Origin of the sequence: Delftia sp. JD2 (genome assembly GCF_001682645.1) — a bacterium.
GTDB lineage: Bacteria > Pseudomonadota > Gammaproteobacteria > Burkholderiales > Burkholderiaceae_C > Comamonas > Comamonas acidovorans.
This window is the reverse complement of record NZ_LFJT01000009.1, coordinates 1-21,537: the sequence shown is the minus strand read 5'-3', so window position 1 is coordinate 21,537 and position 21,537 is coordinate 1. Positions and strand designations below refer to the sequence as shown.

Here is a 21,537-nt window from a genome sequence, read left to right as displayed (position 1 = left end):
AACAAAAGAGGGAGCACGATGGCCACAGCCGCGTCCAAGGGAATCAAGGACTTTGTCTTCGAGTGGGAAGGCAAGGATCGCAACGGCAAGATCATTCGAGGCGAAACCCGGGCCGGAGGCATCAACCAGGTCCAGGCCATGCTGCGCCGCCAGGGCGTGCTTCCCAGCAAGATCAAGAAGCGCCGTACGCGCGGCGGCAAGAGGATCAAACCCAAGGACATCGCGCTGTTCACGCGCCAGATGGCCACGATGATGAAGGCCGGCGTCCCGCTGCTGCAGGCCTTCGACATCGTCGGGCGCGGCAACACCAACCCCAGTGTCACGCGCCTGCTGGCCGATATCCGCTCCGACGTGGAGACGGGCACCTCGCTGAATGCAGCCTATCGCAAGCACCCCATGTACTTCGACAGCCTCTACTGCAATCTGGTGGAGGCCGGGGAAGCGGCCGGTATCCTGGAGGCCCTGCTCGATCGGCTGGCCACCTATATGGAAAAAACCGAGGCCATCAAGTCCAAGATCAAGTCCGCCTTGATGTATCCAATCTCGGTGGTCGTCGTGGCCTTCATCGTCGTGACCATCATCATGATCTTCGTGATTCCCGCCTTCAAGGAAGTGTTCACCTCCTTCGGCGCGGATCTGCCGGCACCGACGCTGTTCGTGATGGGTATCAGCGACATCTTTGTCCAATGGTGGTGGGTGATCTTCGGCGTGATCGGAGGCGGCTTCTACTTCTTCATGCAGGCCTGGAAGCGCAACGAGCGCATGCAGCAATTCATGGACCGCACGCTGCTGAAGGTGCCGGTCTTTGGCGTGCTGATCGAGAAATCCTGCGTTGCACGCTGGACGCGCACGCTGTCGACCATGTTTGCGGCAGGCGTTCCGCTGGTCGAGGCACTGGATTCCGTCGGCGGCGCCTCCGGGAATGCCGTCTACGCCAATGCCACCGAGAAGATCCAGCAGGAAGTCTCCACCGGCACCAGCCTCACGGTGGCCATGACCAATGCCAACGTCTTTCCCTCCATGGTGCTGCAGATGTGCGCCATCGGCGAGGAATCCGGCTCCATCGACCACATGCTTGGCAAGGCGGCCGATTTCTACGAAGAGGAAGTCGATGACATGGTGGCAGGCCTGTCCAGCCTGATGGAACCCATCATCATCGTTTTCCTGGGCACCCTCATCGGCGGCATCGTGGTTTCCATGTACCTGCCCATCTTCAAGCTGGGCCAGGTGGTTTGATGCCCTTGGATCCCTGGATGCAGGCCGCGTTGGGCGGCCTGCTTGGCCTGCTGGTGGGCAGCTTTCTCAACGTGGTGGTGCACAGGCTGCCACGCATGATGGAACAGCAATGGAACGCGGAATGCGCCCAATGGGCACAGGAGCAATCCGGCGCCGCCCCCCCCTCTGCTGCGCCTGCCCCTGCCGAGCCTCCCCTGAGCCTGAGCCGCCCCCGTTCGCGCTGCCCGCATTGCGGCCATGCCATCCACTGGTACGAGAACATTCCCGTGCTCAGCTATCTGGCGCTGCGGGGCCGGTGCTCCGAATGCAAGGCATCGATCAGCATCCGCTACCCGCTGGTGGAACTGGCCTGCGCTGCGCTATTCGCCTACTGCACGATGCAATGGGGCATCACGCCCACGGGCGCCATCTGGTGCCTGTTCAGCGCCGCCTTGCTGAGCCTGGCATTGATCGACTGGGATACCACACTGCTCCCCGATGACATCACCCTGCCCTTGCTGTGGGCCGGGCTGCTTTCATCGGCACTGCACTGGACCGCCGTGCCTCTGGCCGACGCGGTCTGGGGTGCCGCAGCGGGCTATCTTTCGCTGTGGCTGGTCTACTGGGCCTTCAAGCTGGTCACCGGCAAGGAAGGCATGGGCTACGGCGACTTCAAGCTGTTTGCCGCGCTGGGGGCCTGGTTCGGCTGGCAGGCTCTTGTGCCCATCATCCTGATCTCGTCCGTGATTGGCGCCATCGTGGGCATTGCGCTGAAGATCAACAGCCGCCTGCGCGAAGGTGGCTATGTTCCCTTCGGCCCCTTTCTTGCGGGAGCCGGCTTTGCCGCCATGGTGTTCGGACCCCAGCAGATGCTGCAATCCCTGTTGGCGGCCATCGGTCTTTGATCCGACACTGCGGCATGGAATCCAGCAACGCTCCGCCACCACGTCCGCACCCGCGCCCTTTCCGGCTGGGCCTGACCGGCGGCATCGGCAGCGGCAAGAGCACCGTGGCCGCACAGCTTGCCTTGCGCGGAGCAAGCATCATCGATGCAGACCAGATCTCGCGCAGCCTCACCGCCCCGGCAGGCGCCGCATTGCCCGAGATTGCGCGCATCTTCGGACCTGAACTGATCGATGCGAACGGTGCTCTGGACCGTGCGCGCATGCGCGAACTGGTCTTCCAGCAGCCTGCCGCACGCCAGCAGCTGGAAGCCATCATCCACCCCCTGGTGGCTCGGCAAACGGCCCTTGAAGTCCAGCAGGCCACCGATGCCGGATGCGCGCTCATCGTGCATGACATCCCGCTGCTTGTGGAGTCCGGCCGCTGGCCTGCCCTGCTCGATGCCGTGCTGGTCGTGGACTGCCGGACGGAAACACAGATCGCACGCGTCATGGCCCGCAACGGATTGCCCCGCGATGCCGTGCAAGCCATCATCGCCGCCCAGGCCACCCGCGCGGCACGGCTGGCGGCAGCCGACTGGGTGATCTACAACGACGAAGCCATGACGATAGAGGCTTTGCACGCATGCACCGATCGAATCTCGGCATGGTTCGGGCTATGATGCACGCCATGGCTTGGCCTGTGCGTGTAATTCAGCATGTGCACGACGTAGACAGCTGATTCCTGAGCACCCCGAGGAGCCCAGCAAGCGTGATCCTGTACGAATATCCTTTCAATGAGCGCCTGAGGACCTACCTCAGGCTGGAGCAGCTGTATCGCCGCCTGGGCGAGTTGCTGTCGCGCGCTCATTCCATCGATCACCATTTCGCGCTGGTCACCATCTTCGAGATCATGGACGTGGCAGCACGCACCGACCTGAAGACGGACGTGCTCAAAGACCTCGAACGCCACAAGAGCCTGCTCGACAGCCTGCGCGGCAACCCCGATATCGCCGAGCACATGCTCGACCAGGTGTCCCGCCATGTGGAGCAGTGCTTTGCCCAGCTCAATGCCCAGAACGGAAAGGCCGGCCAGTCCCTGACCGACAACGAATGGCTGATGGCCGTGCGCAGCCGCATCGGCATCCCTGGCGGCACCTGCGGTTTCGATTTGCCGGCCTATCACGCCTGGCAGTTCCATGACCCCCAGGTGCGCCTGCGTGATCTGGAGGACTGGGCCAGCACACTGACCCCGCTGGGTCAGTCGCTGCAGCTGCTGCTCAAGATGCTGCGCGAAACCGGCGTGCCGCAATGGGTGGCCGCAGAAAAGGGCGTGTTCCAGCAGGCCATGCCGCCCGGTCGCAGCTTTCAGCTGCTGCGCCTTCGCATAGACCCGGCATTGAATCTTGTTCCGGAAATCAGCGGCAACCGCCTGCTGGTTTCAGTGCGCCTGCTTCGCCCCGAGAGCGGCGCCAAACCCCAGCCTTGCAGCGAAGATGCCTCGTTCGAGGTCACGCTTTGCAGCTGATGAAAAAGACTGCCGGCATGTCCACGAAAGCCACGCCCTCTGTCGATGCATCATCCGCATCCGCTGGGCCCACGGTGCGCTGCCCGACCTGCAGCGGCCCCAGCCTGTTCGCGCCGGCCAACCGCTTTCGGCCCTTTTGCAGCGAGCGCTGCTACCAGATCGACCTGGGCGCCTGGGCCAACGAGGAATTCCGCGTGCCTGCGCCCATGCCTCCCGAGGATTCGCCCTTCGGCGATCCTCGTACTGAACCCTGATCAGGCCTGATCAGACTTTCGGTTGGCCTGCCTCGTAGAAGCCGGCATCAAAAGGCAGCCCGCGTTCCTCGCTGAGCCATTGCAGCACCGGATAGGCGCCAGGCAGCACCGGCTGCACCTGCAGCGGAAGTTGCTGCCAGGCCATCTGCTGGCCTTCTCGCATCTCGAACTCCCCGCTCCAACGCGTGATCTTGCACCAGTGCAGGCGCACCAGGGCATGCGGATAGTCATGCTCGGTCACCTTCCAGACGGGGGCTGCTGCGATCTCGACGCCCAGCTCTTCCTGAAGCTCGCGACGCAATGCCTGCTCCACGGTCTCGCCGGATTCGATCTTCCCACCAGGGAACTCCCAATAGCCGGCATAGGGCTTGCCCGGCGGCCGGCTGGTGATCAGCAGCGCGCCATCGGACTCGCGCAGGAGCACGCCAACGGCGACTTCGGTGTGCTTGCGCTGGGCCGGCGCTTGAGACGGCGGTTGAGACTGGGCAGCATCGGCGCCGGTGTTCAGGGAGATTTCTTTTTCAGTCACTTGATCTTTCGCAAAAAACCGCCCGACCCCAAGGCCGGGCAGCAGGCTTGTCAGAGCTCGGCCTCTTCGGCCAGCCCTTGGACATCGGCGATGCCGGTCTGGCGCTGGTTCGGGCGCTCGGCGCGGCCCGCATAGTCACGGGCGAACTGATGGGCCACGCGGCCGCTGCGCGAGCCTCGTTCCAGCGCCCAGACCAAGGCCTCAGGACGCGCGGCCTCGATCGTGGCCTGGTCCAGCCCCAGGGCCTCCAGCCATTGCGCCACCACGCGCAGGTACTCGTCCTGGCTGAAGGGATAGAAGCTCACCCACAGGCCGAAGCGCTCGGACAGGGAGATCTTTTCCTCAATCACCTCGCCGGGATGAAGCTCCCCATCCTCGCCGCGCTGGTAGGTCAGATTCTCGGACTGGTACTCCGGCAGCAGATGGCGGCGATTGCTGGTCGCATAGACCAGCACGTTCGGGCTGGCGGCACTGACCGATCCATCCAGAATGGACTTCAGGGCCTTGTAGCCAGGCTCGCCTTCCTCAAAGCTCAGATCGTCGCAATAGATGATGAACTTCTCGGGCCGGCCGGCCACCACATCGACGATGTCGGGCAGGTCGGTCAGATCGGCCTTGTCCACCTCGATCAGGCGCAGCCCCTGCGAAGCAAAGGCATGCAGGCAGGCACGGATCAGCGAGGATTTGCCCGTGCCGCGCGCGCCGGTGAGCAGCACGTTGTTGGCCGTGCGGCCGGTCACGAACTGCTCGGTGTTGCGCGCGATCTTGTCCTTTTGCACATCGATGTTCTGCAGGTCGGACAGTTGCATGGCGCCGACGTGGCGCACGGGCTCCAGCAAACCGCAGCCGTTGGCGCGCTTGCGATAGCGCCAGGCGATCGCGGTATTCCAGTCTGCGGGGGATTGCAGCGGCTGGGGCAGGATGGCCTCGATGCGCTGCATCAGCTGCTCGGCGCGCTGCACCAATTGCAGCAAAGGGGCAGCAACAGCTTGTGTGGGCAAAGTCATGGATGTCTCTCGAATACGGATCTCACGGCCACCGACGCTGGATATGCCCGGGTATCGAGATGGATCTCATGCCAACGCCAGAGCTTTTGCGCGCCGGCCGCCATTGAAAGCTGGCAGCAGCCAGGCACAAAGCCTGCGGCTGCCGGCGGCACGGTGGGTGGAGAGTCAGGAGCGGTAGTCGGCGTTGATGCTCACGTAGTCGTGGCTCAGATCGCAGGTCCACACGGTCTGCTCGGCCTCCCCTCGGCCCAGTAGCACGCGCACGATGATCTCCTGCTGCTTCATCACGCGCTGGCCGTCTTCCTCCTGATAGGCAGGATTGCGGCCGCCATTGACTGCGACATGCACATCGTTCAGGTACAGGTCGATCTTGGTCTGGTCCAGATCGTCGATGCTAGCATAGCCCACCGCCGCGAGGATGCGGCCCAGATTCGGGTCGCTGGCAAAGAACGCCGTCTTGACCAGGGGCGAATGCGCGATGGAGTAGGCCACCAGGCGGCATTCGGCCTCGGTCTTGCCACCCTCCACCTTGATGGTGATGAACTTGGTGGCACCTTCGCCATCGCGCACGATGGCCTGGGCCAGCAAACGCGACACATCCAGCAATGCAGCCTTCAGGGCCTGGCCTTCGGCGCTGGTCAGCGAAGTGATCTGCGCATTGCCGGCCTTGTGCGTGGCCACCAGCACAAAGGAATCGTTGGTCGATGTGTCGCCGTCGATGGTCACGCGGTTGAACGAGCCGTCGGCCAACTCCTTGACCAGGGGCTGCAGCAGCTCGGGAGCGATGGCCGCATCGGTGGCCAGAAAGCCGAGCATGGTCGCCATGTTGGGGCGGATCATGCCCGCGCCCTTGCTGATGCCGGTGATGCTCACACGCTTGCCGCCAATGTCCACGGCCCGGCTGAAGGCCTTGGGCAGGGTGTCGGTGGTCATGATGCCCTCGGCAGCCGTGCCCCAGTTGTCGGCCTTGGCTGCGGCAATGGCGGCCGGCAGGCCGGCTGCAATGCGGTCCACAGGCAGCTCTTCCATGATCACGCCAGTGGAGAACGGCAGGATCTGCTCGGGCTTGAGCTGCAGCAGCGCTGCCAGATCTGCGCAGGTACGGCGCGCACGTGCCAGGCCGTCGGCGCCAGTGCCTGCATTGGCATTGCCTGTGTTGATGACCATGGCACGGATGGCGCCCGCTGTCTGAACCAGATGCTCGCGGCTGACCTGCACAGGCGCTGCGCAGAAACGGTTCTGTGTGAACACGCCAGCCACCGAAGCGCCCTCGTCGAGCAGGAACACGGACAGGTCCTTGCGGTTGGCCTTGCGCACACCGGCTTCGGTGACGCCGATGCGAACGCCGTCGATCGCCAACAGGTCGGCGTGCACGGGAGCGGAGAGATTCACAGGCATTGAGGGGCTTCCTACAGTGAAAGAAAAACGCGCTCCATTATCGGAACAAACCGGAGCGGCACGTATTTCATCGACCTTAAAAAAGAAAACGGCACGGAGTGCATCCGTGCCGTTTTCCGTGTCTTGCGGTGTCTTACGACGCCCGCCGCATCACGACAGCTTGCCGTGGCACTGCTTGTACTTCTTGCCGCTGCCGCAGGGGCAGGGATCATTGCGGCCCACGCGAGCGCCTTCGGGCAGCTCCAGCGGCTCGTCTTCGACGGAGCCACCGATGTCGCCATCCGACGGAGCGCCATAGGTCATGTGCTCCAGGCTGTGGGCGCTGCGCTGCTCCAGGGCCTCGGTGGCCTGCTCCACCTGTTCGCGCGACTGCACCTGCACGGTCATCAACACGCGCGTGACTTCGGTCTTGACCTGGTCGATGAGCTGGCGGAACAGCTCGAAGGCCTCGCGCTTGTATTCCTGCTTGGGCTGCTTTTGCGCATAGCCGCGCAGGTGGATGCCCTGGCGCAGATAGTCGAGTGCAGACAGGTGGTCACGCCAGTTGGTGTCGAAGCTTTGCAGCAGAACGGCGCGCTGGAATTGCGTAAAGTTCTCGCGGCCGATCAGCTCGACCTTGGCATCGAACACTTCGCGGGCGGCCTGCAGCACCTTTTCGAGGATTTCCTCGTCGGTGATGGCGTGCGCGGACTGCACCTGCGACTGCAGCGGCAGCTGGATACGCCATTCGCTTTCCAGCGCCTTTTCCAGACCGGCCAAGTCCCACTGCTCTTCCATGGACTCGGCAGGAACGTACTGACGCACCAGATCGGACACCACGTCGTCGCGCATCACCGTGATCATCTCGTACAGGTCCGAGGCGTCGAGGATCTCGTTGCGCTGCTGGTAGATCACCTTGCGCTGGTCGTTGGACACGTCGTCGTATTCGAGCAGCTGCTTGCGGATGTCGAAGTTGCGGGCCTCGACCTTGCGCTGCGCACCTTCGATGGAGCGGGTCACGATGCCGGCTTCGATGGCTTCGCCATCGGGCATCTTCAGGCGGTCCATGATGGCGCGCACACGGTCGCCCGCGAAGATGCGCATCAGCGCATCGTCCAGGCTCAGGTAAAAGCGCGAGGAGCCGGGATCGCCCTGGCGGCCCGAACGGCCACGCAGCTGGTTGTCGATACGGCGCGATTCATGGCGCTCGGTGGCGATGATGCGCAGGCCACCCAGGGCCGAGACCTTGTCGTGCTCGATCTTCCAGTCGGCGCGCATTTGTTCGATGCGCTGCTGGCGTTCGGCTTCGGACAGGGACTCATCGGCCTCGACAGCAGCCACCTGCTTTTCGATGTTGCCGCCCAGCACGATGTCGGTGCCGCGGCCGGCCATGTTGGTGGCGATGGTGATCATGCCGGGACGACCGGCCTGGGCCACGATGTCGGCCTCGCGCTCGTGCTGCTTGGCGTTGAGCACCTGGTGGGGCAGGTTTTCCTTGTTGAGCAGCTCGTCGATGATTTCGGAGTTCTCAATCGAAGTCGTGCCCACCAGCACGGGCTGGCCGCGCTCATGGCATTCACGGATATCGCGGATCGCCGCCTCGTACTTCTCACGCGTGGTCTTGTAGACACGGTCAAGCTGGTCGTCGCGCTTGCTGGGACGGTTGGGTGGAATCACCATGGTCTCGAGACCATAGATTTCCTGGAATTCGTAGGCCTCGGTATCGGCCGTGCCTGTCATGCCAGCCAGCTTGCCGTAGAGACGGAAGTAGTTCTGGAAGGTGATCGAGGCCATGGTCTGGTTCTCGGCCTGGATGGTCACGCCTTCCTTGGCCTCGACCGCCTGGTGCAGGCCGTCGCTCCAGCGCCGGCCTGCCATCAGGCGGCCCGTGAACTCGTCAACGATGACGATCTCGCCGTTCTGCACCACATAGTGCTGGTCACGGTGGTAGAGGTTGTTGGCACGCAGCGCCGCGTAGAGATGGTGGACCAGGGTGATGTTGGCCGGGTCGTACAGCGAGGCGCCCTCGGCAATCATGCCGGCGTGGCCCAGCAGGCGCTCTGCAGCCTCGTAGCCCTGGTCGGTCAGGAACACCTGGTGGCTCTTCTCGTCCACGGTGAAGTCGCCGGGCTTGGTCACGCCTTCGCCGGTGCGCGGGTCGGCCTCGCCTTCCTGGCGCACCAGGTTGGGAACGATCTTGTTCATGGCCACGTACATGGCCGTGTGGTCTTCGGCCTGGCCGCTGATGATCAGCGGCGTGCGGGCCTCATCGATCAGGATGGAGTCCACCTCGTCGACGATGGCGTAGTTGAGCACGCGCTGAACGCGATCGCCCGACTCGTAGACCATGTTGTCGCGCAGGTAGTCGAAGCCGTATTCGTTGTTCGTGCCGTAGGTGATGTCGCTGTTGTAGGCGGCCTGCTTTTCCTCGCGCGGCATGTTGGGCAGGTTGATGCCCACCGACAGTCCGAGGAAGTTGTACAGCTTGGCCATCCAGGTCGCATCGCGATTGGCCAGATAGTCGTTCACGGTCACCACGTGCACGCCATTGCCCGACAGTGCGTTCAGGTAGACCGGCAGCGTGGCGGTCAGCGTCTTGCCTTCGCCGGTGCGCATTTCGGCGATCTTGCCGTAGTGCAGCGCCATGCCGCCCAGCAGCTGAACGTCGAAGTGGCGCATCTTCATGACGCGCTTGGAGCCCTCGCGCACCACGGCGAAGGCTTCGGGCAGCAGGTCGTCCAGCGACTCGCCCTTGGCCACACGTTCCTTGAACTCCTGCGTCTTTGCACGCAGAGCCTCGTCGCTGAGCTTCTCGTAGTCGGGCTCCATCGCATTGATGCGAACAACCGTCTTGCGGTATTGCTTGAGAAGCCGATCGTTTCGGCTGCCGAATAGTTTGGTGAGGAAGTTGGTGGCCATGCGAAAAAGACACACCGCCGCCCGCTGAAGCGGACTGCGGTGTGCCTGGAATCCCTAGATTGTTGGATTTCAGATGGGGCCGCTCCACCTGCCTGCAAGTGCTCTTCTGAAGAACACATGCGACCGGGCCGAAGCGAGAACCGAACAATTGATTCTAACTGCCTCTGTCCAACCCTCTCTCAGGCAGGCCGACGCATGCAGCCGCACAGCCCCGAACCCGAATCCCCGGACCCGCGCCACACCGCAGATGCTGCTATAACGACCCTCCGGGCCGGCGCATGCCAACGCTGCCAGTCCAGCCCTTCAAGCCCATGACCTTCACACGCCGCCACCACGCCGTCACCGCCCTGCACGCCGTCGAGAACTCGCCCACGCTGGCGCGGCTCGCACAGCTCACCCGGGACTCCAGCAACCGCCTGACGGCCATCCTGCCCCTGGTGCCGCCGCTGCTGCGCGCCAGCCTTCAGGCGGGCCCCATCGAGGGCAGCACCTGGTGCCTGCTGGTGCGAAACAATGCGGCCGCCGCCAAGATCCGCCAGTTGCTGCCCGCCATGGCCGCCCACCTGCGCACCAAGGGGTGGGATGTGACCGAGATCCGGCTCAAAGTGCAGGCCTGATCGGCAGCTGAAACAAACGCGGCCGGAAATGAAGAAAGCAATGAAAAAAGGCCTCCGAAGGAGACCTTTTGGTGCCGGTTGTCGGATTCGAACTGACGACCTACCGCTTACAAGGCGGGTGCTCTACCAACTGAGCTAAACCGGCGAAGCACGAATTCTAGCGCAGAAAAAGACTGCTTCAGCCGTTCCCGGCGTCTGCGAACACGCTTGCGCGCGTGATCGCAGGCCCGGGATACGAAAAACCTACTTCACCAGCTTCAGCGAGGGCCGCGTGCCCGAGGGCGGCGGCGTGCGCGGGGGCTCTTCATCATCACCCTCGTTCTGGATACTCACCAACTGCACCACACGTTCGTCGGCAGCTGGCTCGGCCGGCACTTCAGCAGCTGCGTCCTGCGACACAGGCTCATCGGATTCCTGCTCGACCGAAACTTCGTTGTCGGCGTCGGCATCCGACTCCGGCGCCGGGAAAGCCATGCCTTGGCCGGTCTCCCGTGCGTAGATGGCCATCACCTGCTCGACAGGCACCATGATTTCGCGTGGCTTGCCGCCAAAGCGGGCCGTGAAGCTGATGAAGTCATTGCCCATCTGCAGGCCGCTGGTGGCGTCGTAGCTGACGTTGAGCACGATCTCGCCGTCGCGCACGAACTCGCGCGGCACCTGCACGTTGCGGTCCACGCGCACTGCGATGTGGGGTGTGAAGCCGTTGTCGGTGCACCACTCGTACAGGGCCCGGATCAGGTAGGGGCGGGTGGAAGTTGCTTCGGGGGCAGTCATGACGATCCCAGGAAAAGAGTGGTCGTAATACGAAAACGGGCAGGATGGCGACCGGTTGACCGCCTTCCCTGCCCGCGCAATCAGTCGTCAACCGATGCGAATTACTTGCGCATCACCTTCTCGGAAGGCGTCAGCGCTTCGATGTAGGCAGGGCGCGAGAAGATGCGCTCGGCGTACTTGAGCAGCGGGGCGGCGTTCTTGGACACCTCGATGCCGTAGTAGTCCAGGCGCCACAGCAGCGGGGCAATGGCCACGTCCAGCATGGAGAAGTTCTCGCCCAGCATGTACTTGTTCTTGAGGAACACGGGAGCCAGTTGCGTCAGGCGGTCGCGGATGTGGGCGCGCGCCTTTTCGATGGCCTTTTCGTTGCCCTTGACGTTGCGCTCCTCGAGCGTGCTCACGTGCACGAACAGTTCCTTCTCGAAGTTCAGCAGGAACAGGCGCACGCGGGCGCGGTCCACCGGGTCGCCGGGCATCAGTTGGGGATGCGGGAAGCGCTCGTCGATGTACTCGTTGATGATGTTCGATTCGTACAGGATCAGGTCGCGCTCGACCAGGATGGGCACCTGGCCGTACGGGTTCATCACGCTGATGTCTTCAGGCTTGCTGAACAGGTCCACATCGCGGATCTCGAAGTCCATGCCTTTTTCGAACAGGACGAAACGGCAACGGTGTGAAAAGGGGCAGGTCGTTCCCGAATAAAGCACCATCATGGTGGAGGCTCCTAAAAATCAAAAAGAGTGGGTCGCTCGCGGCGCCCACTCTGCACACAGTTCAGCCGCGCAATCGCTTGCACGACCTTCTGCAGTCACGGTTTTATTTGACGTCTTTCCAGAACGCGGCGTTGAGGCGCCATGCAATGAAGATGAAGACCGCCAGGAAAAGCAGCACGCCCACGCCAATGCGGATGCGGCTGTTCTGTGCCGGCTCACCCATCCATTGCAGGTAGTTCACCAGATCGCCAACTGCCTGATCGTACTGCACTGGGCTCATGGAGCCGGGAGAGACCTGCTCCCACCCCTTGAAAACCTGGGTCTTCACGCCGTGCTCTTCGGCTTCTTCGAAGATGGCACGGCGCTCGCCCTGCAGTTGCCACAGTGCATGGGGCATGCCCACGCTGGGGAAGGCCAGGTTGTTCCAGCCCGTGGCCTTGGTGTCATCGCGGTAGAAGGTGCGCAGGAAGGTGTAAAGGTAGTCGGCGCCCGTGCCGTTGTGGCCTGCGCGCGAGCGCGCGATCACCGTCAGATCCGGCGGATTGGCTCCGAACCACTCCTTGGCTTCCTTCGGGTTGATGGCCGCCTTCATGGTCTCGCCCACCTTGTCGGTGGTGAACAGCAGGTTGTCCTTGATTTCCTGCTCGGTCAGCCCGATGTCCTGCAGCCGGTTGAAGCGCATGAATGCGGCCGAGTGGCAGCTCAGGCAGTAGTTGACGAACAGCTTGGCGCCGTTTTGCAGCGATACCGTGTCATTGGTCTTGCCCGGGGCCTTGTCCCAGGCGATGCCGCCTTCGGAAGCCTGTGCACCGGTCATGATGCCCAGGGCCGCGATCAACGTGAGAATCAGTTTCTTCATTGTTGTTCTCTCCAGCTTCAGTGCGGCTTGAACGTCACACGATCGGGAACGGGTTTGGTCTTGCCCAGGCGGCTCCACCAGGGCATCAGCAGGAAGAAGCCGAAGTAGAACAGCGTTCCGACCTGGGACACGCGCTCGCCGATGGGCGAAGGCGGCTGCACACCGAGATAGGCCAGGATCACGAAGTTGATCACGAAGATGCCGTAGAGGTACTTGTGCCAGCTCGGACGGTAGCGGATGGACTTGACCGGGCTGCAATCGAGCCAGGGCAGCGCGAACAGGATGATCACGGCGCCACCCATCACCAGCACGCCCCAGAACTTGGCGTCGATGGACAGCATCATGGCGATGACGCCCAGGGCCACGATGGCGACCACGCCCTTGACGGCGGCCGGCAGGCGCGACTTGAGCACGCCAAAGCCCGCACCCAGCAACACGCAGGCGATCAGCACATACATCATCTCGCTGGTGATGGCACGCAGCATCGAGTAGAACGGCGTGAAGTACCAGACCGGCGCAATGTGCGAAGGCGTCTTCAGCGGATCGGCCGGAATGAAGTTGTTGTACTCCAGGAAGTAGCCGCCGAACTCGGGCGCGAAGAACACCACGGCCGAGAACAGGAACAGGAACACCGTCACGCCGAAGATGTCGTGCACCGTGTAGTAGGGATGGAAGGGGATGCCGTCCAGCGGATGGCCCTTGGCGTCCTTGGGCGCGTTGGGGCCCTTGATCTCGATGCCGTCCGGATTGTTGGAGCCCACGTCGTGCAGCGCCAGCAAGTGGGCCACGACCAGGCCCAGCAGCACCAGGGGCACGGCGATCACGTGGAAGCTGAAGAAGCGGTTGAGCGTGGCATCGCCCACCACATAGTCACCACGGATCAGCAGCGCCAGGTCAGGGCCGATGAAGGGGATCGCCGAGAACAGGTTCACGATCACCTGGGCGCCCCAGTACGACATCTGGCCCCAGGGCAGCAGGTAGCCCATGAAGGCCTCGGCCATCAGCACCAGGAAGATGGCGCAGCCGAAGATCCAGACCAGTTCACGCGGTTTGCGGTACGAACCGTACAGAAGGCCGCGGAACATGTGCAGATAGACGACGACGAAGAAGGCGGACGCGCCCGTGGAGTGCATGTAGCGGATCAGCCAGCCCCAGGGCACATCGCGCATGATGTACTCGACCGAGGCGAACGCCTTCTCGGCGTCCGGCTTGTAGTGCATCACCAGGAAGATGCCGGTGACGATCTGGATCACCAGCACCAGCAGCGCCAGCGAGCCGAAGATGTACCAGAAGTTGAAGTTCTTCGGAGCGTAGTACTCCGACATGTGCACACGGTAGGCGTCGAAAGCCGTTGGAAAACGGTTCTCGAACCAGTTCGTGAGCTTGGCGCCCGCAGGCGCGTTCGGATCGATGTCCTTGAATTCGTGGGCCATTGTTCTTGTCTCCCTCAAGCCTTGTCTTCACCGATGAGGAGCTTGGTCTCCGACAGATACATGTGCGGTGGCACCTGCAGGTTGTCGGGGGCCGGCTTGTTCTTGAAGACACGGCCAGCCATGTCAAAGGTCGAGCCATGGCAGGGGCACAGGAAGCCGCCCTTCCAGTCATTGGGCAGCGAAGGCTGCGCGCCGGGCTGGAACTTGTCGGAAGGCGAGCAGCCCAGGTGCGTGCAGATGCCGACGACGACCAGCACTTCGGGCTTGATCGAGCGGGCTTCATTCATCGCGTAGGGCGGCGTGAACTCTTCAGGGTGGCGCTTGGACTGGGGATCGGCCAGCTGGCTGTCCAGCTCGGGCAGTTCCTTGATCTGTTCCGGCGTGCGCTTGATGATCCAGACTGGCTTGCCGCGCCACTCGACCGTGAGCTTCTCGCCGTCCTTGAGTGCGGAGATATCGACCTCCACTGCAGCCCCGGCGGCCTTGGCCTTCTCGGATGGCTGGAAGGTGCTCACGAACGGGACGGCTGTCGCCACGCCGCCCACCGCGCCAGCACACGCCGACGTGATGATCCACGTCCGCTTGCTGGAGTCGATTGGAGTGTCACTCATGGGGTTCCTCGAACTACGTCGCTTGAGTTGGGGTCAACAATAAATTGTAGCGGGGCGAGTATGGTTATTCCATACCGACTCCGACATTGACAGGCTCCAAAGCCGCGCAATACTGCGCTATCTCAAACTCTTTCCAGATGGAGCCAGCCATGGGCATGATGCAGGAATTTCGTGAGTTCGCAGTTAAGGGAAACGTGGTAGATCTCGCCGTGGGCGTCATCATCGGCGGAGCGTTTGGCAAAATCGTCGATTCCGTGGTAAACGACCTGATCATGCCGGTCGTTGGCCTGGTTTTCGGCAAGCTGGACTTCTCCAATCTGTTCGTCGTGCTGGGCAGCGTGCCCCCCGGAACAGCGATGACGCTCGATGCCCTCAAGAAGGCCGGCGTCCCCGTATTTGCCTATGGGAACTTCATCACGGTGGCGGTGAATTTCATCATCCTGGCCTTCATCATTTTCATGATGGTCAAGCAGATCAACCGCCTGCGCCGCGAGGCCCCGGCCGCCCCCGCGCCGGCCCCCGTCACACCTGAAGACATCGTGCTGCTGCGCGAGATTCGCGACAGCCTCAAGCGCTGAAATCCGTGTTTTGATGCAAATCAAAACGCCCGTGGCACGGTTGCCACGGGCGTTTTCCATTACTGCAGATTCCCGATGCTTGGGCTAGCCATTCAAGCCGCCAATTTGCGCGCCATTCGCACGGACTCAATCAGGCTACTCGCCTCTGCAACGCCCTGCCCCGCAATATCAAAAGCCGTGCCGTGGTCCGGGCTGGTGCGCACCAGCGGCAGTCCCAATGTGACATTCACGCCCTTTTCCACGCCCAGGTACTTCACGGGAATCAGTCCCTGGTCGTGGTACATGGCCAGCACCACGTCGAACTCGCCGGGGTGGCCGGGCGCATTGCGGGCGCGCATGAACACCGTATCGGGCGCAAAAGGTCCATGGGCGTCCAGGCCCTCGGCGCGCGCCTGGGCGATGGCTGGGGCGATGATCTCGACCTCCTCGCTGCCGAACAGGCCGCCCTCGCCCGCATGCGGGTTCAGCCCTGCCACACCGATCCGCGGCGGGCGGCCCAGGCTGCGAGACAGGGCCTCATGCGTGATGCGCAAGGTCTGCAGCAGGTTGTCCTTCGTTACCGCATCGATCGCCTTGCGCAGCGAGGTATGGATGCTGACCAGCACCGTGCGCAGCTCATCGTTGGCCAGCATCATGCGCACCGGCATGCGGTCCAGACCCACACCCGCATGCTGCGCAGCCTCGAACTGCAGCAGCTCGGTATGACCAGGAAAGTCCACGCCCGCAGCATGCAGCGCCTCCTTGTGCAGAGGCGCCGTGACCAGCGCCGCGATCTCGCCGCGCAAGGCAGCCCGCGCGGCCCAGACCACGCAGCGCGCAGCCGCGTCACCGGCGCTGGCACTCACCTGGCCCCAGGGCGCGGGACCGGGCAGCCCGGGCAGCTCCAGCAAAGGGATGCAGTGGCGCGGCACCTGCCACAGTTGCTCAGCCGACTCGATGACGGCCACGGGCAGGGGAATGGCGTTGTCGCCATCGCGCGCACGCGCCGCCACGGCGGCTGCCCGGCGCAGCGTCTGCAACTCGCCGACGACGAAGCAGCCGCGCATGACCTCGGGCACTTCCATGAATGCCTTGGCGATGGTCTCGGGCCCTACGCCTGCAGAGTCGCCCTGGGTGATGGCAATCGCGGCTTGGGGGTGTGTGGAATCAGGCATTTTCGGTATCCGGATCAGGCAAGCCGGTCATTCGCACCGCGCTTGCAGCAAAAGGCCTCGCCCCCTGGGCGGGCCAATAGTGGGCCACTAACAGGCCAGCATCAGGCCGGATTGTCGATCTCGATGAAACGGTGCTCCAGCCCCAGCTCCAATGCCACCTGCCCCGCCAGGGCCGGCGCACCATAGCGCTCCGTGGCATGGTGGCCTGCCGCCAGAAAGGCCACGCCCGTTTCCCGGGCCAGGTGCGCCTGCGGCTCGGAAATCTCGCCCGTGATGAAGGCATCCGCCCCAGCGGCAATCGCGGCCTCGAAGAAACCTTGCGCGCCGCCCGTGCACCATGCAATGCGGCGAATGGGGTGAATGGGGCGCTCTCCCCCCACGCAGACAGGCGTGCGCCCCAGCGCCTGCTCCACATGCCTGCCCAGCGCCGCCGCGTCGGCAAACTCCGCCGCGGCCATCCAGCCCAGGTTCTGCTCGCCAAACGTTGCCTGGCCCTCAAGCCCCAGCTGCACGCCCAACTGCGCGTTGTTGCCCCACTGCGGATGGGCATCCAGCGGAAGATGGTAGGCAAAGAGGTTGATGTCGTGGGCCAGCAGCAGGCGGATGCGCTCCTTGAGCCAGCCCGTGATGCGGCCATCCATGCCGCGCCAGAACAGGCCGTGGTGCACGAAGATGGCATCGGCCTGCGCCTCGATGGCCGCCTCGATCAGCGCGCGGCTGGCCGTCACCCCGCTGACGATGCGGCGGATCTCGCCGCGCCCCTCCACCTGCAGGCCGTTGGGACCATAGTCCTTGAAGCGCTCGGGCTGCAGCAAACCGTCGAAGTGGGCCAGGAGTTCTTGTCGCGTGGTGCTCATGAAAGGATTGTCAGCGATCCATGCGGCGCCCAAGAAAAAGGGCAGCCATGCTGCCCTTCATTCCACTGCCAAGCTCAGCCGCGCTTGGGTTGCCAACCACGGCAGGCCAGGGGCCAGAAGCCGATGGCCGCGCCCAGGATGCCCATGGCCGCCACATAGTGCGCAGGCGCCATCACATCCACCTGCTGCCACACGGACACCAGCATGGGCGTCATGCCGCCGAACACCGCATAGGCCATGTTGTAGGCAAAGGACAGGCCCGTGAAACGCACCTCGGCCGGGAAGGCGCGCACGCCCACCACCGGCAGCAGCGCAATGCTGCCCACGAAAAAGCCCACCAGCGCATAGCTCCACACCAGCGAGGACGCCGTGCCCGGCAGGTTCAGATAGAACGCATAGGCCGTCACCGTCATGCCCAGCCAGCCCGTGACCATGGCCACACGCGTGCCCATCTTGTCGGACAGCCAGCCCCAGAACACGCAGCCCAGCGTCAGCGTCACCGTGGCCACGGCGTTGGCCTTCATGGCCAGGGCCGCGTCGATGTGGAAGACCTTCTGCAGATAGGCAGGCGTGAACAGCACCACCACCACGATGGCCGTGGACAGCACCCAGGTCATCAGCGCCACCAGCACGCAGGCCTGGCGGTGGTCGCGCACGATGGTCTTGAGGGGCAGTTCGCGGTCGGCCTGCTTGCGAGCCATCAGCTCCTGGAAGATGGGGGTCTCATGCAGGAACTTGCGCAGGTAGACCGACACCAGGCCGAACACGCCGCCCAGGATGAAGGGCATGCGCCAGGCCCAGTCGTGGATCTCCTCGGCGCTGTAGGTGCTGTTGAGCCAGACACCGATGATGGAGCCCAGGAAAATGCCGCCCGTGATGCCCGAAGTCAGCGAGCCGATGGCAAAGCCATAGTGGCGCGCCGGCGCATGCTCGGCCACGAAGACCCAGGCGCCCGGCATCTCGCCACCAATGGCCGCCCCCTGCAGCACGCGCATGGCCAGCAGCAAAATCGGCGCGGCAATGCCGATGGATGCATAGGTGGGAAGCAGGCCGATCACCAGCGTGGGCACGGCCATCAGGAAGATGGACAGCGTGAACATCTTCTTGCGGCCCAGGATGTCGCCAAAGTGCGCAATCAGAATGCCGCCGATGGGCCGGGCCAGGTAGCCCGCCGCAAAAATGCCCAGCGTCTGCAACTGGCGCAGCCAGTCCGGCATCTCGGCCGGGAAGAACAGCTTGCCGATGACGTTGGCGAAGAAAACGAAAACGACGAAGTCGTAGAACTCCAGGGTGCCGCCCAGGGCCGACAGGCCCAGGGTCTTGTAGTCCTGTCGGTTGAGAGGACGTGCGGTCGCAACAGCAGGGGCCATGCCCGGCTGCGCTTGGTCAAGCGTAGTCATGGTTTTTTTCCAGGGGTCGAACAGCAGGACGGCGCGGTGGATGCCACGGCAACGGATGGGCGTGCGGTGGCAGATCGTTCTGCAAGACTTCGGGATCGGAGGACTTGGCTCTCTCTTGGGGCCGGCTTGTGGGCCGGCGCAACAGCGAACGCGGCGTGGCGCAGTCGTCGGGGGATTCTAGGGTTTGTACTGTAGCTGTGTGGGGAGCGCGGCTTTGGGGGCCGGTCTGCCGGTGCTAGCCCTTACACGACATGCCTCACAATGAGGCCTTGTACTCCCGCACAGAACACCACACTTCATGAAACGCACCTGGCTGCTGTTTTCGCAGGCGGTCACCATCCTGGTGGCTGCCTACTTTGTCGTCGCCACCCTGCAGCCGGACTGGCTGCGCCGTGGAGCCGTGCGCAGCAATGCCGGCATCGCGTTGCTGGAGGCGCCGGCCACGCCCGTCGGAGAAGTCAGCCCCGGCAGCTTTGCTCCTGCCGCCAAGAAGGCAGCGCCGGCCGTGGTGAGCATCAACACCAGCAAGGCGGTGCGCCATCCGCGCAGCAACGATCCGTGGTTCCAGTTTTTCTTCGGCGACCAGGGCACGCAGGAGCAGGCAGGCCTGGGCAGCGGCGTGATCATCAGCACCGACGGCTACATCCTGACCAACAACCACGTGGTCGAGGGTGCGGACGACATCGAGGTCACGCTGACCGACAGCCGCCAGGCCAAGGCCCAGGTGATCGGCACCGATCCCGAGACCGACCTGGCCGTGCTCAAGATCGCCCTGGACAAGCTGCCCGTCATCGTTCTGGGCAATTCCGACCAGATCGACGTGGGCGACCGCGTGTTGGCCATCGGCAACCCCTTCGGTGTGGGCCAGACGGTGACCAGCGGCATCGTCAGTGCACTGGGCCGCAGTCAGCTGGGCATCAATACCTTCGAGAACTTCATCCAGACCGACGCCGCCATCAACCCCGGCAATTCGGGCGGCGCACTGGTGGATGCCAGCGGCAATCTGCTTGGCATCAATACCGCCATTTATTCGCGCTCGGGCGGCAGCATGGGCATTGGCTTTGCGATTCCCGTATCCACGGCCAAGCTGGTGCTGGACGGCATCGTCAAGGACGGCCGCGTGGTGCGCGGCTGGATCGGCGTGGAACCCAATGAACTGTCGCCAGAGTTGGCAGAGACCTTTGGCGTGAAGGCCGACTCCGGCGTGATCATCACCGGCGTGCTGCAGGCAGGCCCCGCGGCCCAGGCCGGCATGCGCCCGGGCGATGTGATCGTGCAGGTGGGCGACAAGCCCATCCGCAATGTGTCCGAGCTGCTGACCGCGGTGGCCGCGCTCAAGCCCGGCGAGGCTGCGAAATTCGATGTGCGCCGTGGCGAAGGCCCCGTGGAGCTGCAGATCACCCCGGGCCTGCGCCCTGCGCAGTCGGCACAACGCATGCAGCGCCGCTGACCCGGCTTACGAACCCATGGAAAAAGCGCCTGTTCACAGGCGCTTTTTTCGTTCAAGAGCGGGTGCCGGACTACCGCTTGTGCAAACGCTGCGCCGCGCGCCAATGCGCGCCGGGCGCCACATGCACGGGCGCATCGATGGCGGCGGCCTCCACGCACAGCATCTGCCGCCACCCTTGTGGCGGCATGTCGGCCAGGCGGGCACACAGCGCGGGGCCGGGGTTCCAGACCACGGTCTCGCTCCAGGCGGCATCCTGCGAGATGCGCAAGCCTCCGGCAGGAACGGCCAGTTCCATGGTCTTCCCGGGCCGGGGGTAGACGCGATCGAGCTCTTTGCCAAAGCGCACGTCGCCTTGCTGCGTGGGATGGGTGTCGGCCACGGCATCCCAGTAGGGCAGGCCGTCAAGGCCTTGCAGCCGGCATTGCTCCACGTCCGCCACGCGCAGGTAGCTGTGCAAGGCGGCAGTGAAGGCCAAAGGCGTGTCTCCCCGGTTGTGCACGACCAGGTCCACGTCAAGCCGGCCAGGCAACAGCGTCACCTCCAGCCAGGTCTCGAAGGAATGCGGCCAGACAGCGCGCGTCTGCGGCGTGTCGGCGAGCTTGAGCCGCAGGAACAAGCCATCGCCGGCAAGAACCTCGGCCTGTGCTGCATCAGCCTGCCACGGCAGGGTGCGCGCAAAGCCGTGCTTGACCAGCGGGCCGCGTTGGTTGAATTGGGGAAAGCAGACCGGAATACCGCCGCGTATGGGTGTGTGGCCGTCATGGGCGGCATGAGGGCTCAGGAACAGTTGCTCCTCGCCACCTGCCTGCCAGGACAGCAGCTGCGCGCCCTGCAAGGCCACCAGGGCGGTATCGCCGCAGGCCAGGCGCAGGCGGATGGCGGGCAGGCCCTGCCATGCATCAGCGCAGGCGCCGGGAGCTTGCGCGGCCGCAGGTAAAGCTGTTACTGCGGGAAAGGAAGATGTAACTTTCATGCTTGAATATAGCCTTTCCCCCGCTCAGCCCTCCTCTGTCATGCAACGCTCCCCCGCTCCCTCTCCTCTTGTCCTGCGACTCGGCATGCTCGCCCTGGCCGCCTCGGTGGCCTCCTGCGGCGGAGGCGGCGGTGGTGACAGCAACGCTGGCGGTGGCAATGGCGGTAATGGGGGTGACGGCGGCACCGGCCAGCCCGGAGTGACCTCGGTCACCGTGCAATGGACGGCCCCGGCTGCCAGGGACGTGGTGACTGCAGGCTCGGCACTGACCCTGCGCGCAGGTATTCTGGCCGATGGCGTGAATGCCGCCGATGGAACCGTGGTGGGCTTCAGCGCAGCCACAGGCGTCAGCACCTCGGCGCTGACCAGCTCCGGCGTGGCAACGGCTTCGCTGACCGGCGCCACGCC

Annotated in this window: 21 protein-coding genes, 1 tRNA gene and 1 pseudogene; 9 read left to right on the top strand and 14 right to left on the bottom strand. The window is 63.9% G+C overall.

Annotation, left to right across the window (positions count from 1 at the left end; translation table 11 throughout):
- Positions 1 to 18: 18 nt before the first annotated feature.
- The 5 genes from ACM14_RS07195 to ACM14_RS07175 all read left to right on the top strand — a co-directional run bounded on the left by ACM14_RS07195 (position 19) and on the right by ACM14_RS07175 (position 3,878).
- The gene (locus ACM14_RS07195) at positions 19 to 1,236 is read left to right on the top strand and encodes a type II secretion system F family protein (protein WP_065345744.1); all 1,218 of its coding nucleotides are present in this window, start codon (positions 19 to 21) and stop codon (positions 1,234 to 1,236) included.
- Positions 1,236 to 2,120, top strand: coding sequence for an A24 family peptidase (locus tag ACM14_RS07190; protein ID WP_065345743.1), 885 nt, complete (start codon positions 1,236 to 1,238; stop codon positions 2,118 to 2,120). Before ACM14_RS07195 ends, ACM14_RS07190 begins: the two co-directional genes overlap by 1 nt.
- 14 nt (positions 2,121 to 2,134) lie before the next feature.
- The gene (gene coaE, locus ACM14_RS07185) at positions 2,135 to 2,779 is read left to right on the top strand and encodes a dephospho-CoA kinase (RefSeq protein WP_065345742.1); all 645 of its coding nucleotides are present in this window, start codon (positions 2,135 to 2,137) and stop codon (positions 2,777 to 2,779) included.
- A gap of 89 nt (positions 2,780 to 2,868) precedes the next feature.
- Positions 2,869 to 3,624, top strand: a complete 756-nt coding sequence (gene zapD / locus ACM14_RS07180; protein WP_012207290.1) for a cell division protein ZapD — start codon at positions 2,869 to 2,871, stop codon at positions 3,622 to 3,624.
- A gap of 17 nt (positions 3,625 to 3,641) precedes the next feature.
- Positions 3,642 to 3,878 carry a DNA gyrase inhibitor YacG gene (locus ACM14_RS07175; protein WP_123691054.1) on the top strand — a complete coding sequence of 79 codons (237 nt, stop codon included), beginning with the start codon at positions 3,642 to 3,644 and terminating at the stop codon, positions 3,876 to 3,878.
- 10 nt (positions 3,879 to 3,888) lie between these two features.
- Here the strand turns inward: ACM14_RS07175 and ACM14_RS07170 are convergent, their stop codons facing one another.
- The 4 genes from ACM14_RS07170 to secA form a co-directional block, all read right to left on the bottom strand.
- Positions 3,889 to 4,407: a (deoxy)nucleoside triphosphate pyrophosphohydrolase gene (locus ACM14_RS07170; RefSeq protein ID WP_065345741.1), complete on the bottom strand. Its 519-nt coding sequence runs from the start codon at positions 4,405 to 4,407 to the stop codon at positions 3,889 to 3,891.
- Positions 4,408 to 4,457: 50 nt separating this feature from the next.
- The gene (locus tag ACM14_RS07165; RefSeq protein WP_065345740.1) at positions 4,458 to 5,414 is read right to left on the bottom strand and encodes an ATP-binding protein; all 957 of its coding nucleotides are present in this window, start codon (positions 5,412 to 5,414) and stop codon (positions 4,458 to 4,460) included.
- 165 nt (positions 5,415 to 5,579) lie between these two features.
- Entirely contained in the window at positions 5,580 to 6,812 is a 1,233-nt protein-coding gene (gene argJ / locus ACM14_RS07160) for a bifunctional glutamate N-acetyltransferase/amino-acid acetyltransferase ArgJ (RefSeq protein WP_013800814.1), read from the bottom strand.
- Between the two features lie 150 nt (positions 6,813 to 6,962).
- Positions 6,963 to 9,710: a preprotein translocase subunit SecA gene (gene secA, locus ACM14_RS07155; protein WP_013800813.1), complete on the bottom strand. Its 2,748-nt coding sequence runs from the start codon at positions 9,708 to 9,710 to the stop codon at positions 6,963 to 6,965.
- 311 nt (positions 9,711 to 10,021) lie between these two features.
- Here secA and ACM14_RS07150 point away from each other — a divergent pair, with 311 nt between their 5' ends.
- The gene (locus tag ACM14_RS07150) at positions 10,022 to 10,327 is read left to right on the top strand and encodes a hypothetical protein (RefSeq protein WP_034396930.1); all 306 of its coding nucleotides are present in this window, start codon (positions 10,022 to 10,024) and stop codon (positions 10,325 to 10,327) included.
- A gap of 69 nt (positions 10,328 to 10,396) precedes the next feature.
- Here ACM14_RS07150 and ACM14_RS07145 read toward each other — a convergent pair.
- The 6 genes from ACM14_RS07145 to petA form a co-directional block, all read right to left on the bottom strand.
- Positions 10,397 to 10,472 (bottom strand) — tRNA-Thr (locus ACM14_RS07145).
- 98 nt (positions 10,473 to 10,570) lie between these two features.
- Positions 10,571 to 11,101: a ClpXP protease specificity-enhancing factor gene (locus ACM14_RS07140; RefSeq protein WP_065345739.1), complete on the bottom strand. Its 531-nt coding sequence runs from the start codon at positions 11,099 to 11,101 to the stop codon at positions 10,571 to 10,573.
- 101 nt (positions 11,102 to 11,202) lie between these two features.
- The gene (locus ACM14_RS07135) at positions 11,203 to 11,814 is read right to left on the bottom strand and encodes a glutathione S-transferase N-terminal domain-containing protein (protein WP_012207298.1); all 612 of its coding nucleotides are present in this window, start codon (positions 11,812 to 11,814) and stop codon (positions 11,203 to 11,205) included.
- Between the two features lie 103 nt (positions 11,815 to 11,917).
- The gene (locus tag ACM14_RS07130) at positions 11,918 to 12,673 is read right to left on the bottom strand and encodes a cytochrome c1 (protein ID WP_065345738.1); all 756 of its coding nucleotides are present in this window, start codon (positions 12,671 to 12,673) and stop codon (positions 11,918 to 11,920) included.
- 17 nt (positions 12,674 to 12,690) lie between these two features.
- Positions 12,691 to 14,106, bottom strand: a complete 1,416-nt coding sequence (locus tag ACM14_RS07125; protein ID WP_013800811.1) for a cytochrome bc complex cytochrome b subunit — start codon at positions 14,104 to 14,106, stop codon at positions 12,691 to 12,693.
- 14 nt (positions 14,107 to 14,120) lie between these two features.
- Positions 14,121 to 14,717 carry a ubiquinol-cytochrome c reductase iron-sulfur subunit gene (gene petA / locus ACM14_RS07120; protein WP_012207301.1) on the bottom strand — a complete coding sequence of 199 codons (597 nt, stop codon included), beginning with the start codon at positions 14,715 to 14,717 and terminating at the stop codon, positions 14,121 to 14,123.
- A gap of 149 nt (positions 14,718 to 14,866) precedes the next feature.
- On the opposite strand from petA, the gene mscL reads away from it, so the two are divergent.
- Positions 14,867 to 15,295: a large conductance mechanosensitive channel protein MscL gene (gene mscL, locus ACM14_RS07115; protein ID WP_012207302.1), complete on the top strand. Its 429-nt coding sequence runs from the start codon at positions 14,867 to 14,869 to the stop codon at positions 15,293 to 15,295.
- Positions 15,296 to 15,387: 92 nt separating this feature from the next.
- Here mscL and pdxA read toward each other — a convergent pair whose 3' ends face one another.
- From pdxA to ACM14_RS07100, 3 genes are all read right to left on the bottom strand, one after another.
- The gene (pdxA, locus tag ACM14_RS07110; protein WP_065345737.1) at positions 15,388 to 16,449 is read right to left on the bottom strand and encodes a 4-hydroxythreonine-4-phosphate dehydrogenase PdxA; all 1,062 of its coding nucleotides are present in this window, start codon (positions 16,447 to 16,449) and stop codon (positions 15,388 to 15,390) included.
- Between the two features lie 101 nt (positions 16,450 to 16,550).
- Positions 16,551 to 17,306 carry a Nif3-like dinuclear metal center hexameric protein gene (locus ACM14_RS07105; RefSeq protein WP_065345736.1) on the bottom strand — a complete coding sequence of 252 codons (756 nt, stop codon included), beginning with the start codon at positions 17,304 to 17,306 and terminating at the stop codon, positions 16,551 to 16,553.
- A 74-nt stretch (positions 17,307 to 17,380) separates the two neighbouring features.
- Positions 17,381 to 18,706, bottom strand: a complete 1,326-nt coding sequence (locus tag ACM14_RS07100) for an MFS transporter (protein WP_065345735.1) — start codon at positions 18,704 to 18,706, stop codon at positions 17,381 to 17,383.
- A 298-nt stretch (positions 18,707 to 19,004) separates the two neighbouring features.
- On the opposite strand from ACM14_RS07100, the gene ACM14_RS07095 reads away from it, so the two are divergent.
- Positions 19,005 to 20,156, top strand: coding sequence for a S1C family serine protease (locus tag ACM14_RS07095; protein WP_012207313.1), 1,152 nt, complete (start codon positions 19,005 to 19,007; stop codon positions 20,154 to 20,156).
- Between the two features lie 70 nt (positions 20,157 to 20,226).
- Here ACM14_RS07095 and ACM14_RS07090 read toward each other — a convergent pair whose 3' ends face one another.
- The gene (locus ACM14_RS07090) at positions 20,227 to 21,129 is read right to left on the bottom strand and encodes a D-hexose-6-phosphate mutarotase (protein ID WP_065345734.1); all 903 of its coding nucleotides are present in this window, start codon (positions 21,127 to 21,129) and stop codon (positions 20,227 to 20,229) included.
- Between the two features lie 85 nt (positions 21,130 to 21,214).
- On the opposite strand from ACM14_RS07090, the pseudogene ACM14_RS07085 reads away from it, so the two are divergent.
- Positions 21,215 to 21,537, top strand: a pseudogene (locus tag ACM14_RS07085) (hypothetical protein); the annotation flags it as partial.

Bases quoted from the DNA above. Each gene is read 5' to 3' on its own strand.
- ACM14_RS07195 (WP_065345744.1), top strand. From the start codon at position 19: ATGGCCACAGCCGCGTCCAAGGGAATCAAGGACTTTGTCTTCGAGTGG.
- ACM14_RS07190 (WP_065345743.1), top strand. From the start codon at position 1,236: ATGCCCTTGGATCCCTGGATGCAGGCCGCGTTGGGCGGCCTGCTTGGC.
- coaE (WP_065345742.1), top strand. From the start codon at position 2,135: ATGGAATCCAGCAACGCTCCGCCACCACGTCCGCACCCGCGCCCTTTC.
- ACM14_RS07175 (WP_123691054.1), top strand. From the start codon at position 3,642: ATGTCCACGAAAGCCACGCCCTCTGTCGATGCATCATCCGCATCCGCT.
- ACM14_RS07165 (WP_065345740.1), bottom strand. From the start codon at position 5,414: ATGACTTTGCCCACACAAGCTGTTGCTGCCCCTTTGCTGCAATTGGTG.
- argJ (WP_013800814.1), bottom strand. From the start codon at position 6,812: ATGCCTGTGAATCTCTCCGCTCCCGTGCACGCCGACCTGTTGGCGATC.
- secA (WP_013800813.1), bottom strand. From the start codon at position 9,710: ATGGCCACCAACTTCCTCACCAAACTATTCGGCAGCCGAAACGATCGG.
- ACM14_RS07150 (WP_034396930.1), top strand. From the start codon at position 10,022: ATGACCTTCACACGCCGCCACCACGCCGTCACCGCCCTGCACGCCGTC.
- ACM14_RS07140 (WP_065345739.1), bottom strand. From the start codon at position 11,101: ATGACTGCCCCCGAAGCAACTTCCACCCGCCCCTACCTGATCCGGGCC.
- ACM14_RS07135 (WP_012207298.1), bottom strand. From the start codon at position 11,814: ATGATGGTGCTTTATTCGGGAACGACCTGCCCCTTTTCACACCGTTGC.
- ACM14_RS07130 (WP_065345738.1), bottom strand. From the start codon at position 12,673: ATGAAGAAACTGATTCTCACGTTGATCGCGGCCCTGGGCATCATGACC.
- ACM14_RS07125 (WP_013800811.1), bottom strand. From the start codon at position 14,106: ATGGCCCACGAATTCAAGGACATCGATCCGAACGCGCCTGCGGGCGCC.
- petA (WP_012207301.1), bottom strand. From the start codon at position 14,717: ATGAGTGACACTCCAATCGACTCCAGCAAGCGGACGTGGATCATCACG.
- mscL (WP_012207302.1), top strand. From the start codon at position 14,867: ATGGGCATGATGCAGGAATTTCGTGAGTTCGCAGTTAAGGGAAACGTG.
- pdxA (WP_065345737.1), bottom strand. From the start codon at position 16,449: ATGCCTGATTCCACACACCCCCAAGCCGCGATTGCCATCACCCAGGGC.
- ACM14_RS07105 (WP_065345736.1), bottom strand. From the start codon at position 17,306: ATGAGCACCACGCGACAAGAACTCCTGGCCCACTTCGACGGTTTGCTG.
- ACM14_RS07100 (WP_065345735.1), bottom strand. From the start codon at position 18,706: ATGACTACGCTTGACCAAGCGCAGCCGGGCATGGCCCCTGCTGTTGCG.
- ACM14_RS07095 (WP_012207313.1), top strand. From the start codon at position 19,005: ATGAAACGCACCTGGCTGCTGTTTTCGCAGGCGGTCACCATCCTGGTG.
- ACM14_RS07090 (WP_065345734.1), bottom strand. From the start codon at position 21,129: ATGAAAGTTACATCTTCCTTTCCCGCAGTAACAGCTTTACCTGCGGCC.